General features: G+C 53.4%; 13 protein-coding genes. 7 read left to right on the forward strand and 6 right to left on the reverse strand.

From position 1 onward, the window contains the following. Position 1 precedes the first annotated feature (1 nt). Both BZG76_RS11605 and cyoE read left to right on the forward strand, forming a co-directional pair. Positions 2-1,024 (forward strand): COX15/CtaA family protein, encoded by a 1,023-nt coding sequence (locus BZG76_RS11605; protein WP_077461478.1) that lies wholly within the window; start codon positions 2-4, stop codon positions 1,022-1,024. Further along, the gene (cyoE, locus tag BZG76_RS11610) at positions 999-1,901 is read left to right on the forward strand and encodes a heme o synthase (protein ID WP_077461479.1); all 903 of its coding nucleotides are present in this window, start codon (positions 999-1,001) and stop codon (positions 1,899-1,901) included. The genes BZG76_RS11605 and cyoE overlap by 26 nt, the downstream gene beginning before the upstream one ends. Before the next feature lie 18 nt (positions 1,902-1,919). Here cyoE and BZG76_RS11615 read toward each other — a convergent pair whose 3' ends face one another. From BZG76_RS11615 to BZG76_RS11625, 3 genes are all read right to left on the reverse strand, one after another. Continuing rightward, positions 1,920-2,168, reverse strand: coding sequence for a DUF3862 domain-containing protein (locus BZG76_RS11615; RefSeq protein WP_077461480.1), 249 nt, complete (start codon positions 2,166-2,168; stop codon positions 1,920-1,922). A 75-nt stretch (positions 2,169-2,243) separates the two neighbouring features. After that, positions 2,244-2,903 (reverse strand): Fe-S biogenesis protein NfuA, encoded by a 660-nt coding sequence (gene nfuA / locus BZG76_RS11620; protein ID WP_174566351.1) that lies wholly within the window; start codon positions 2,901-2,903, stop codon positions 2,244-2,246. Positions 2,904-2,939: 36 nt separating this feature from the next. Beyond that, positions 2,940-3,656, reverse strand: a complete 717-nt coding sequence (locus tag BZG76_RS11625) for a phosphoribosyltransferase family protein (protein WP_077461481.1) — start codon at positions 3,654-3,656, stop codon at positions 2,940-2,942. Between the two features lie 38 nt (positions 3,657-3,694). Between BZG76_RS11625 and bioH the strand changes: the two genes are divergently transcribed. The 3 genes from bioH to BZG76_RS11640 all read left to right on the forward strand — a co-directional run bounded on the left by bioH (position 3,695) and on the right by BZG76_RS11640 (position 5,564). After that, positions 3,695-4,474: a pimeloyl-ACP methyl ester esterase BioH gene (bioH, locus tag BZG76_RS11630; RefSeq protein WP_077461482.1), complete on the forward strand. Its 780-nt coding sequence runs from the start codon at positions 3,695-3,697 to the stop codon at positions 4,472-4,474. A 99-nt stretch (positions 4,475-4,573) separates the two neighbouring features. Then, positions 4,574-5,023 carry a hypothetical protein gene (locus tag BZG76_RS11635; RefSeq protein ID WP_077461483.1) on the forward strand — a complete coding sequence of 150 codons (450 nt, stop codon included), beginning with the start codon at positions 4,574-4,576 and terminating at the stop codon, positions 5,021-5,023. Positions 5,024-5,090: 67 nt separating this feature from the next. Then, positions 5,091-5,564, forward strand: a complete 474-nt coding sequence (locus BZG76_RS11640) for a hypothetical protein (protein ID WP_025744367.1) — start codon at positions 5,091-5,093, stop codon at positions 5,562-5,564. A gap of 164 nt (positions 5,565-5,728) precedes the next feature. Here the strand turns inward: BZG76_RS11640 and BZG76_RS11645 are convergent, their stop codons facing one another. Next, entirely contained in the window at positions 5,729-8,032 is a 2,304-nt protein-coding gene (locus BZG76_RS11645) for a Tex family protein (protein WP_077461484.1), read from the reverse strand. A 45-nt stretch (positions 8,033-8,077) separates the two neighbouring features. Further along, positions 8,078-8,569: a transcription elongation factor GreB gene (gene greB / locus BZG76_RS11650; protein ID WP_077461485.1), complete on the reverse strand. Its 492-nt coding sequence runs from the start codon at positions 8,567-8,569 to the stop codon at positions 8,078-8,080. A gap of 221 nt (positions 8,570-8,790) precedes the next feature. Here greB and ompR point away from each other — a divergent pair, with 221 nt between their 5' ends. Continuing rightward, a complete protein-coding gene (gene ompR, locus BZG76_RS11655) occupies positions 8,791-9,507 on the forward strand; it encodes an osmolarity response regulator transcription factor OmpR (protein ID WP_077461486.1) in 717 nt (238 codons plus the stop codon). Positions 9,508-9,509: 2 nt separating this feature from the next. Next, positions 9,510-10,829: a two-component system sensor histidine kinase EnvZ gene (gene envZ / locus BZG76_RS11660; RefSeq protein ID WP_077461487.1), complete on the forward strand. Its 1,320-nt coding sequence runs from the start codon at positions 9,510-9,512 to the stop codon at positions 10,827-10,829. A 17-nt stretch (positions 10,830-10,846) separates the two neighbouring features. Here envZ and recG read toward each other — a convergent pair whose 3' ends face one another. Then, complete coding sequence (gene recG / locus BZG76_RS11665; protein WP_077461488.1) at positions 10,847-12,925, reverse strand: ATP-dependent DNA helicase RecG; 2,079 nt, start codon at positions 12,923-12,925, stop codon at positions 10,847-10,849. Between the last annotated feature and the right edge of the window lie 14 nt (positions 12,926-12,939).

The raw sequence follows: 12,939 nt of genomic DNA on the forward strand, positions 1-12,939 counted from the left end.
TATGGCAACGCGTCGCTATCAACTCGCGGTATTATCAACCCTCGTGCTGGCCGTTTGTGTGGTTGGGCTGGGCGCGTTTACCCGTTTAACTGAAGCCGGACTTGGCTGCCCTGATTGGCCCGGATGTTATGGCCACTTGGGCGTGCCCGACAGTGGAACTGCGCAATCGGTGGCGATGTTGCGGTTCCCCGACGCGCCCTTGGATGTGACGAAAGCGTGGAATGAAATGCTGCACCGCTATGTCGCAGGCACCTTAGCATTGGCTATTTTTGCGTTGACTTGGATAAGCTGGCGACGCTCCGATTATCGGGCGTTACGGCCGCTGACCACGCTGCTGAGTGTGGTGGTAGTCATGCAAGCGGCGCTCGGGATGTGGACGGTCACCTTAAGCTTAATGCCGGTGGTGGTGATAGCACATTTGCTCGGTGGCTTCACTACGGTGTGTTTGCTGGCTTGGCTTGCGGTGTTGGCAGGGGCAATCAAGCTGCCCGTTATGCAAATATCGCCGCCCGCATGCCGCGTGGGCAGTGTGGCAGTGGTCGCCGTGATCATACAGATAGGATTGGGCGGTTGGACCTCAGCAAATTATGCCGCCACGGTCTGTACGCAGTTACCCATCTGCGAAAGCCCTTGGTGGCAGCTTTTCACCCCCTCGGCGTTTAATCCTATCAGCCCTCACAGCGAGACCTACCAGTTTGGCGTACTGAATCATGCCGAGCGGGTGACCATTCATGCCACGCACCGTCTCGGCGCCATGGTGGTCACCGCATTAGTGCTCGCTTGGGCATGGATGCTGTGGCGTGCTGGGGCGAGTGCGCTGGCAATGGCAGTGAGTGGTGTGTTGGCGATTCAAATTACGTTGGGCGTGACCAACGTGGTCGCGTTGCTGCCGCTAAGTGTGGCGGTGGCGCATAACCTCGGTGGATTGTCGCTATTGGCCACATTACTCCTCACCCGATTTTTATGTCTTTCACCGTCGACCCGACAAGGAGCCCGTGATGGCACAGTATCAACGCACCGCTAATGTATCGACGCCTGCTGGCGCTAATTGGCGTGATTATTACGAGCTCACCAAACCGCGCGTGGTTGCCATGCTGCTTCTCACCGCGCTGGTGGGGATGTGTTTAGCCACGCCCGGCTGGCCGCCCTGGTCGGCGGTGCTGGTGGGATTATTTGGCATTGGCGCACAAGCCAGTGCTGCGGCGGTGTTTAATCACGTGATCGATTGGAAAATTGATACCAAAATGCAGCGCACTCGCCATCGTCCCGTTGCTGAAGGCCGTGTCAGTCAAGGCGCCGCTTTGGTGTTTGCGGTGGCATTGATGGTGAGCGGCTTTATTACCTGTTGGTGGCTGAATCCGCTCACCGCGTGGCTGACCTTTGCCAGCCTGGTGGGCTATGCGTTGGTATACACCCAGTGGCTTAAACCCGCGACACCGCAAAACATTGTCATTGGCGGTTTGGCCGGTGCAATGCCGCCACTACTTGGTTGGACGGCGGTGACAGGCGAGGTCCACGCGCATGCGCTGCTGCTGGTGATGATTATATTCACGTGGACGCCGCCCCACTTTTGGGCGCTGGCGATTCATCGGCGCCATGATTATGCCAAAGCCGATGTGCCGATGCTGCCCGTCACCCACGGGGTTCGCTTTACTCAGACCATGGTTTTGCTTTACACCTTATTACTGGTGGTGGTGGGGATTTTCCCTTGGCTGACCGGGATGAGTGGTTGGCTATATCTGGTGGGCGCGACTGCCCTTAACCTCGCTTTTGTCGGCTATGCTTGGCGACTGAAAACCCAGTCGCAAAAAGGCATCGCGTGGCAGACTTTTAAGTTTTCGATATGGCATATCTTCGCGACCTTTGTGGTGTTGCTTGCCGACCACGCGTTGCGCTATTAAGTGGCGCTATTGGAGGGACTACTTAAGCCCTTTTGCCGACAGTACCGTGGCTTTGTCGGCGACAAACGAGACCTTAATGTGTTTGCCATCACCGCCCCACACGCAATGGGTTAATCCCATGGTGTCATCACATTGGCTTGGCTTGCCAACGTGAGCAACTACCACGTCATAACTCATGCCGACCTCCAACTGATCGTAGTTTTGCTTAGTCACTTTCGAGCAACCGGCCAGAAAGACGACCAAGACACAGGCAAAAAAGACCCGCATAACAATACCTCACTCACTGATGTGATCAAAAAACAGGCCTCATGGCCTGTTTTGCTATTAACGTGGTGGTGTCTATTAGTAGTAAGAGTGATCGCCCCGGGCGTGCTCGGTCACATCGCGCACACCGTGTAGCTCACCACTAAATTCAGCCAATAGCTGCTTTTCAATCCCTTCTTTCAAGGTTACATCCACCATGGAGCAACCGTTACACCCGCCACCAAATTGGAGGATAGCCACCGAATCATCAGTGATTTCAATCAGGTTCACATGGCCGCCATGGCTGGCAAGTTGTGGGTTTACCTGGCTTTGAATCACATAATCGACGCGCTCCATCAAAGGTGCATCATCGGCGACTTTACGCATTTTGGCGTTCGGTGCTTTCAGCGTGAGCTGCGAGCCCATTTTATCGGTGACAAAGTCGATCTCTGCTTCGTCGAGAAAAGGGAGACTCAGTTCGTCGATAAACGCAGAAAAACCGTTGAATTTTATCTCGGTATCACTGCTTTCTACCGCTTCCGGCGGACAGTATGAGACACCGCACTCTGCGTTTGGCGTGCCTGGATTGACAACAAACACGCGAATATGGGTGCCCTCGGGCTGCTGCTCAAGCAACTTCACAAAGTGGCTTTGTGCATTTTCTGAAATATTGACTTCTGACACGACAAATACCTGACTAATCCAGTGTGTTTTATACAGTGTACTCCGGTTTGCTTTGGCTATCACCCCTCGAACCATGTGGCTACTTTATGTGCAGGGGTAGCACGCTTACCGCTAGGGTAGATCGGTACGGGCCAAACAGTAAACATCGATCGTTTTTGCACCGGCTTTGCGCAGTAATCGACATAATTGCGATACCGTTTGTCCGGTGGTGACGACATCGTCGACGACAGCGACATGAGAAGCGGGGAGCGGGCCATGAAGAGCAAAAGCACCACGCAGATTATGTAACCTGTCTTGCCGACTGAGACCTTGTTGTGGCGCGGTATGTCGGGCGCGAGATAAGTACGTATCCACCACCCGAGTATCAAGGTTGTCGGCAAGTGCCCAAGCCAAGTGCAGACTTTGATTAAACCCTCGTTGCCAACGACGTCGCCAATGCAGCGGCACCGGCAACAGCACCGGTGCGGGGGTGAGAATACGATCACTGAGCTGCTGGGCAAACGGCAATGCCAGCTCGAAGGCTCCTTGGTATTTGAACGCGTGAATTAATTGCGGGAGAGGATCATGGTAGCCACTGATAGCAACCAAGCGGTCCCAAGCTGGCGGCTGGCTGAGGCAGGCGCCACATCGCGCTTGTGGTTGTGAAACAGGCAGTCCACAACACTGACAAAGTAAACACTGATGATGGGCATCCCAACACGCATCACAGCACAGAGAGTGATGGGCACGTAAGGCGAGGTGGCAAACGGGACACTGTAAGGGCAAGAGTTTGCCTCGCCAGTGGGTCAGTACACGTGTAAAGCGCCGTGGCACGATTGTTGATATCATAAGCGTCCTGAGTAAAAAGCAATCAAGGCAGTGTAAACATGGTGGAATGTGATTGGCAGTCGCACGGGCAAGGACCCGATCTGGTTCTCATTCATGGTTGGGGCATGAACAGCGCAGTGTGGTCATTAATCTTGCCGTACCTAACACCACACTTCCGGGTGCACTGTGTTGATTTACCCGGTTTTGGCTATAGCGCGGCAAAACCGGGGCTTATTATCGAAGATCTGGCACAAGTGTTGCTTAAAGAATCACCAGTAGATGCAACTTGGATAGGCTGGTCGTTAGGTGGGTTAGTGGCAACACAAGCCGCGCTTTTATCGCCACAGCGTGTAACTGGATTGGTTACCATCGCCAGCTCACCCAAGTTTGTTGCCGAACCTGGGTGGCGAGGAATTAAACCTGGGGTGCTCAGTGACTTTGCTCGTCAGCTTGAGCGTGACTTTTCGCTGACAGTAGAGCGCTTTATGTCGCTGCAAGCGATGGGATCACCAACCGCGAGAAAAGACGTAAAAGCGCTTAAGCAAGCGGTATTTTCGCGGCCAACACCGGACCCTCGTGCGCTTGCGGATGGCTTAGCCATGTTAGCGGGCACGGATTTGCGTCAGGGCTGTGGCGCTATCAAGGTGCCTTGGTTGAGAATGTATGGGCGGTTAGATGGTTTAGTGCCGGTGTCGGTGGCTGATGCGGTATCAACATTGGCTCCGGACTCACACAGTGAGGTCCTGACACACAGTGCTCACGCGCCGTTCGTGACCGAGCCTGAAGCGGTGGTAGACAAGCTAAAAGCCTTTTTAGGCAACAAGTTGCCGGCAACATAGCCAGTGCGGATCATTTTTTTGGTAGAATTGACTCAATCCTGTCACGGTTCTGCCGATAAGTTAACTATGTCACTTGTTTTGGCATAAGGAGAGACCATAATGAACGTAGGTAACGTTGGGCAGTCTCCGGCGTATCATCAAGCGATGAAGTCCAAAACGCCGGCACAGCCGCAGCAAAATGCGGACAAACAAGCTGAACAGGTGTCCAAAGCCAATACTTTTAAGGATCACGTCGCAAAAGCGAATGGGGTCAAAGAAGGTGATAAACCGGCTTCGCCTCAAGCCGCAAAACACCATGTTGACGTGAAAGGCGGTATTGACGCGAAAGGCGGCGCTGACGTGAAAGACGGCGCCAACGCTGGTGCGGTCGCTAAAGCCCAAGAGGGAAAAGAGCCGGAAGAAACGTCCGCCGTAAAGTCGTTTACCTACGGCGCATTGGGGATGGATCATCCGGAGAAAGTCCAAGAAAGCGATGATTCATCGTACACTGCGGGTAAATTTGTGTCGGCCTTAGGTACAATAGGTACAATACTCGCGGTTATCGTCTAAACTGATAGAAAGACGACAAGGCCGCACTGACAATTAGGCCTTCAGCTGGTGTGGGAGGTAGCATCAGATGAACATATCGCCAGCCAGCGTCAGTATTCCAACTGTCGCGCCATCGGTGAACCCGCCAACGGAGCAAGTTGCGCGGGATAATCGCTTGCGCGAAAAAATCGTCCCTGCTAAGTCATCTCCCGAGCCCGACAATGGTAAAGCCCCTTCTGATCAAGATAAGCAGCTGGGACGTTCATCCTGGGATCCTGCCCAACACCCCAACTACTCGCTGGACTATCAGCGTGACTCATTAACGCATGCCGACTACGATGGCGCCAATATCGCAGGCCGTATCGATGCCATAGCACGCACGGATCCCAGTGAGCAAGCTCGCCAAGATAATGGCTACACGATGGGCTTAAAAATGCCCGAAGAAGTGTTAGAAAAAATTGAGCAGCTAAAACGGTTTGAGCAAACGCGTGCGGTAGTGGCGATGCGCTACCAGCAGGCAAGCGTGGCGAACATGCCCTCCGAAGTATTGATTGTGATTTAATGCGATCCAGACCTTAAGCCATGTCCTGATTAAGACAACATATAAAAAGCCCCGCCAGTATTGGCGGGGCCATTAGTGTCTAAATATGCCATTTGTTAGGCACTATTAGGTTAGCTCTATATACCTTTGACTTTAAGAGCGTTTGACTCCAGAAGCCTTTGACTTTAAGAGCGCTTGGCGCGCGCAAAGGCATCGGCCATGCTCCCTCCTAGGGAAGATGATGATTGCTGTTTGGGCGCTTTGCTTTCGCGCTGCTTAGTCGGCCTCGCTTTCGCGTTCGCTTCCGATGCCTCGGGCGTATCATCAAGACGCATTGATAAGCCAATCCGTTTGCGCGCCACGTCCACTTCCATGACTTTAACTTTTACTACATCACCGGCTTTGACCACCTCACGTGGGTCGCTGACAAAGCGCGTCGACAGCGCAGAGATATGGACTAAACCGTCTTGATGAACACCCACGTCGACGAAGGCGCCAAAGTGAGTGACATTGGTCACCACACCTTCGAGCTGCATCCCAGGCTTCAAATCACTGATTTGATTAATGCCATCGGCAAAGGTCGCCGTTTTGAACTCTGGACGCGGATCGCGACCGGGTTTCGCAAGCTCACTCAGCACATCGGCGACAGTGATCGCCCCAAAGGTGTCATTGGCATAATCATTGGCGTTTAAACTTTGCAGTACGCCCCCGTTGCCGATTAATGCATCGACCGCTTTACCCGTCTTTTGGGCGATGTGTTTGACCAGTGGGTAGGTTTCTGGGTGAACGCCGGAGCGGTCGAGCGGATTGGTACCGTCCATGACGCGTAAAAATCCCGCGCACTGTTCATAGGCTTTGGGGCCCAAACGAGGTACTTTCAGCAGTGTCTTGCGCTCATTAAAGCGGCCGTTTTGGTCGCGAAACGCAACAATGTTTTGTGCCATCGTTTGGCTTAAGCCCGCCACGCGCGTGAGCAACGGTGCAGAGGCAATATTCAAATCTACGCCCACGGCGTTGACACAATCTTCCACCACCGCATCAAGCTTTTTGGCCAGTTGGTGCTGAGAGACATCATGCTGGTATTGGCCCACCCCAATCGACTTAGGATCAATCTTTACCAGCTCCGCCAAAGGATCTTGCAGGCGACGAGCGATTGAGACGGCGCCACGGAGCGACACATCTAAGTCTGGAAACTCGTTAGCCGCTAGCTCAGAGGCTGAGTAAACCGAGGCACCGGCTTCGCTGACCATCACCGTTTGAATGCTTAAATCAGCCTGCTTGAGCAAGGTGGTCACAAAGCTTTCTGTCTCGCGAGAGGCAGTGCCATTGCCCACGGCAATCAAACTCACGTTATGGCTTTTAATAAAGCGGTGCAGCACTTTGCTTGCGCCGTCTATATCATGTCGAGGTGCGGTAGGATAAATGGTGGCGGTATCGAGCAGTTTGCCCGTGCCGTCAACCACGGCGACCTTGCAGCCGGTACGCAGGCCAGGATCAATACCTAAGGTGCAGCGAGGGCCTGCTGGCGCGGCCATCAATACATCTTTGAGGTTGGCGGCAAACACATCAATGGCATCGTTTTCCGCCCGCTCTTTGAGGTTAGCCATAAACTCAGTTTCTAGGTGCATCAAGATTTTGACCCGCCAGGCAAAGGCTATCACTTGTTGGCGCCAGCGGTCAGCTGGGGCGCTGCCCAAAGAAAGCTGATAATGCTGAGCGATCATGGTCTCGCACACGCTTTGCTTGCTTGCTGGATCTTGATCCGGATCGGCAATCAATGCCAGCTGTAATACGCCTTCGTTGCGGCCGCGCAACATGGCCAGCGCGCGGTGAGAAGGCACTTTGGCAATCGACTCTTGGTGATCAAAGTAGTCTTTAAACTTGGCACCGGCGTCTTCCTGACCAGCAACCACGGTGGCGCGCAGCACCGCATATTGCTTCAGGTATTGGCGTAGCGTTTCAAGCAGGCTGGCATCTTCGGCAAGACGCTCCATCATGATCGCTCGGGCACCATCCAGCGCCGCTTTGGTATCGGCCACACCTTTATCAGGGGCCACAAATGGTGCGGCGGTGGTCTCAGGTGTTTGGGATGGATCGTGCCATAGCGTATCAGCAAGAGGCTCCAGCCCTGCTTCGATGGCAATCTGCCCTTTAGTCCGGCGTTTCGGTTTGTAGGGAAGGTATAAATCTTCCAGTCGGTTTTTGCTCTCTGCGGCGACAATATCGCGGCGCAGCCCCTCGGTCAGCTTGCCTTGTTCGTCAATCGATTTGAGGATGGTGTCACGACGGGCGTCTAATTCTCGCAAATAGACTAATCGCGTTTCTAGGGTCCGTAACTGCGAATCGTCTAAACCTTGCGTGGCTTCTTTACGGTAGCGGGCGATAAAAGGGACAGTGTTTCCGTCGTCCAGCAGTGTCACCGCGGTGTTGACCTGGCCAGGCGCGACATTAAGCTCTTGGGCCAGGGTTTGGATAATCGATGTGTGCATGTGTTTCCTTTTCGTTCCCATCAAGGTCATCAAGATGAGTGATGCTCAGACTGAATCATTGCCTGGCTTGGGATAGGTGATAGTATTGATAAACCACTGTTTTTCGTCTTCTGGCGTTGACACCACGACGTCATCGTCGACCGCTTTTTTCAATAACGCGCGCGCCATGGGGGCATCAATCGAAATGTAGTCTTTGCGCTCATAAATTTCATCGGGACCGACAATGCGAAATTGCTTGGTGTCGCCGGCCTCGTTTTCAATCTCGACCCAGGCGCCAAAAAACACTCGGCCCTCTTGCTCGGGCGCATAATCGACAATGGTTAAGTCGTTCAGCCGCTTGCGCAGGTAGCGGACACGGCGGTCGATTTGCCGCAACAGCCGTTTATTATAGGTGTAGTCCGCGTTTTCTGAACGATCCCCTAAACTGGCGGCCCAGCTGACAATTTTGGTCACTTCTGGACGTCGCTCGTGCCACAGGTAATCGTGCTCGGTTTTGAGCGCATTAAACCCTTCACGGGTCACCAATTTGGTTTTCACGTTACCTCTCCTTTCACTAGCCAACTGGCGTCGTGCGATATAACCTTGTTCAGGAAAGTACAAGAAGCGAGTGAGCTTGTCGAGGCAACACTCGGTAACAATTTACCGTACAGTTCTGTGCGGACAAACACGCGGCCTGGCGCACAACTGTGGCAAAATTCAATCAGATGACGGTAATAGCTGCTTGATGATTAGGCAGCGAACAGCATTGAGGGCGAAGCATGCAAGAGAACTATAAAATTCTAGTCGTGGATGATGATATGCGTCTGCGTTCACTGCTAGAGCGCTACCTGACCGAGCAAGGGTTTCAGGTGCGAAGTGTCGCCAATGCCGAACAAATGGATCGGTTATTGGCGCGTGAAGCCTTTAATCTTATGGTGCTTGATTTAATGCTCCCTGGGGAAGATGGCCTGTCGATATGCCGCCGCTTGCGACAAGCCAATAATCAATTGCCCATTTTAATGCTGACGGCGAAAGGGGATGAAATTGACCGAATTGTCGGTTTGGAGGTCGGAGCCGACGATTACTTACCTAAGCCGTTTAACCCACGAGAATTACTGGCTCGGGTGCGTGCGGTTTTACGCCGTCAAACAATAGAAGCGCCTGGCGCGCCGAGTGCTGACTCCACCACGGTCACCTTTGGTGAGTTTCGTCTTAATTTGGGCACGCGTGAGATGTTTCGTAATGACGAACCGATGACACTCACCTCGGGGGAATTTGCAGTGCTCAAAGCCTTAGTGACCAATGCGCGTGAGCCGCTTTCTCGGGACAAACTCATGAACATGGCGCGTGGCCGCGAGTACTCAGCGATGGAGCGCTCGATTGATGTACAAATCTCCCGTTTACGCCGTATGGTCGAGGAGGATCCAAGCAAACCGCGTTATATCCAAACGGTGTGGGGACTCGGCTACGTGTTTGTGCCTGATGGTGAGGTGTAGCGATGCGGATGTCACCGCGGACGAGCTTCGCGCGAACCTTATTGATTTTGGCTGGCTTATTAATTGCCAGCCAAGTTTTTTCTTACCTGACCATTGTTAATTATGCGTTGCTGCCTAGCTTGCAGCAGTTCAATAAGATTTTAGCCTTTGAAGTCCGCTTGATGCTGGAAGAAGACTGGTATCTGAAAGATGGTGAAGTCCTTCATCTGGGTGAGCCGGTGCGTCGACAATTGCTGGAACAAATTGGGGTAACCCTCCATGCGCCAAGCAGTGAGCGCGCAAGCGCGTTCCAAGATGCGATGGAGATTGACTACTTAAGCGAACATATTAGCGAAGAGCTCGGAACAAAGACCCAAGTGCGCCTGGTCAGTGGCGAAGAAAGCTATGTGTTATGGCTGAAGTTTGAGGCCATTGATGATTTTTTAATGCGGATCCCCTTATCGGAGCTGCATCAAGATGACTTTGCGCCGCTGTTTCAATATAGCTTGGTGATTGCGTTGTTGGTGATTGCCGGCGGCTGGTTGTTTATTAAGATGCAAAACCGACCCCTGGTTGCGTTGGAGCGGGCTGCGCTCGATGTCGCTGATGGTCGCTTTCCTGATCCCGTCCCACCCCGGGGAGCGTCAGAAATTCAGGCGGTGACCGTGGCCTTTAATAAAATGTCAGCAGGGATACGTAAACTCGAAGAAGATCGTGCCTTGTTAATGGCGGGCGTCAGCCATGATTTACGCACACCACTCACGCGCATTCGACTGGCGACTGAAATGATGTCATCCGACGATGCGTATTTGGCCGATAGCATCACCGAAGACACGGAAGAGTGTAATGAGATCATTAATCAATTCATGGATTATTTACGCGCGGTGCAACAGCAAGACCCGGATCCCGTTGATTTATCCACCATCTGTCGCGATGTAGCCAACCATCAGCAGTCAATGGGCGTTGATATTGTCTTGGACTTAGAATCGCTGCACGGTGATTTATATGCCAACTCGGTGGCGCTAAAACGGGCGGTTACCAACCTCGTGGTTAATGCGGTGCGTTATGGCAATGGCTGGGTAAGGCTGCGGTGTGGTAGCAATGCGGACCATACGTATCAATGGGTGGAGGTGGAAGATAATGGTCCGGGCATTGATGCGAGTCTCGAAAATACCTTGTTCCAGCCGTTTACTCGCGGCGATACGGCGCGGGGTAGCGAAGGAACAGGGCTAGGGCTTGCGATAGTGAAACGGATTGTTGAACAGCTTCATGGCGATATTCGTTTATCATCACGGACCGAAGGCGGGCTGCGGATCCAAATGACGTTCCCGGTCGGTAAATAGGCCGCGCTAAGCGGCCATTAGGCGTTGGAATAGTGGGTTTTATGTCCCAACCAGCGGCGAATGATGGCCTGTGCATGTTTGGGGTAGTGCTGGTGCAAATGACTGGCCAGCTTTTGTACCTCGGGGATCAGCGCTTGGTCGCGGACTAAATCGGCAATTTTAAACTCAGCCAAACCGGTCTGGCGGGTGCCCAATAACTCGCCTGGCCCACGGATATCGAGATCGCGTTGAGCAATGACAAAGCCGTCATTGCTGTCTCGCAGTACGCCCAACCGCTGAGTAGCTGTTGTCGACAAAGGGGCATGATAAAGCAGCACACAATGGCTGGCGACGGATCCACGACCGACACGGCCACGTAGCTGGTGGAGTTGTGCCAGCCCGAGTCGTTCAGGGTTTTCGATAATCATTAGGCTGGCGTTAGGGACATCGACGCCCACTTCAATGACAGTGGTTGCCACCAATAACTGCACCTCGCCTTGCTTAAAGGCATTCATCACTGCGTGTTTTTCCGCCGCTTTCATTCGGCCATGAACCAGGCCAATGGTCAGATTCGGTAACGCTTCTTTGAGTGCCGTAGTCGTATCTTCAGCGGCTTGCGCCTCTAAAGCGTCAGACTCTTCAATTAATGTGCATACCCAATAGGCTTGCCGACCATCACTGCAGGCGGCGTTGACCCGGGCAATAATGTCATCACGGCGCGTGTCCGGCACCGCAACGGTTTGAATCGGCGTGCGTCCTGGTGGCAATTCATCAAWCACCGAGGTTTCTAAGTCGGCATAGGCGGTCATCGCCAAGGTGCGTGGAATAGGCGTAGCGGTCATGATCAACTGATGTGGATGCGCGCCCTGTTGCTCGCCTTTTTCACGCAAGGCAAGCCGTTGGTGGACACCAAACCGGTGTTGCTCGTCGATGATCACCAGCGCCAAGCTTTTAAATTGGACACTGGCTTGAAATAACGCATGAGTACCGACCACCATTTGCGCCTCGCCGTCGGCGATGTGTGCCAAGGTTTGTGTCCGTGCCTTGCCTTTTAATTTACCGGCAAGCCAGCCGACTTGGATACCTAGCGGCTCTAGCCATTGGGCAAAATTGGTGGCGTGTTGCTCGGCCAATAGCTCGGTCGGTGCCATTAACGCAACCTGATGGCCTTGTTCGATAGCTTGTAAGGCGGCGAGTACGGCGACCAAGGTTTTACCGGCGCCGACATCACCTTGGACTAAGCGCATCATCGGGAATGGTTTGGCTAAATCGGCACTGATCTCGCTAACCACTCGTGATTGTGCCCCTGTGGGAGAGAAGGGCAAATTGTCTAACAGGCGTTGTCCGAGCGAGTGACTCGGGGCGAGGGCGACCCCTTTCACTTGCTGTGCGTGATGGCGAACTGACAGCATCGACAGGTGCTGGGCAAGGAGCTCTTCAATGATTAAGCGTCGCTGGGCGGGATGTTGGCCCGTTAATAAATCATCCAGTACCGTCTCTGGCGGAGGGCGGTGCAATAGGTGTAAGGCGTCACGCAGAGACAGCTGTCGATCGTACAAGCCTTCAGGGAGTAATTCTTCGACACCGCTTTTATCTAATAAAGCCAGCGCTTGGTCGGTGAGCTGACGTAGCGTCGCTTGGCGCAGCCCCTCGGTGGTCGGGTAGACCGGCGTCAGCGTTTCTTCCATCACCAACTCGGTGGGCTCGGAAAAGACTTGATACTCGGGGTGAATGATTTCTAGCCCGTGTTTGCCCCGTTTGAGCTCGCCATAGGCTTTCACCTGTTTGCCAACCGCCAAGCTATTTTTCATCGCGGCATTAAAATTGAAAAAGCGTAGCGTTAACGCGCCGCTGCCATCTTGCACCCGAACCGTGAGCATCCGGCGGCGGCCAAACACGGTGTCATTATGGGTGATTTCACCTTCGATGGTGGCATGCTGGCCAGGCAATAGACTGGCAACCGGCCACACTCGGGTGCGATCTTCATAGCGATACGGCAGATGAAACAACACGTCCTGCACCGTATGCAGGCCGATTTTAGCCAGCTTTTCAGCCATTTTACTGCCGACACCCTTAAAGGTATCGACGGTTACTGCGCTAAGCATGGAAGATTGCATCCGTTTCTTTATCC

Origin of the sequence: Salinivibrio sp. AR647 (assembly GCF_001995415.1) — a bacterium.
GTDB classification, from domain to species: Bacteria; Pseudomonadota; Gammaproteobacteria; order Enterobacterales; family Vibrionaceae; genus Salinivibrio; species Salinivibrio costicola.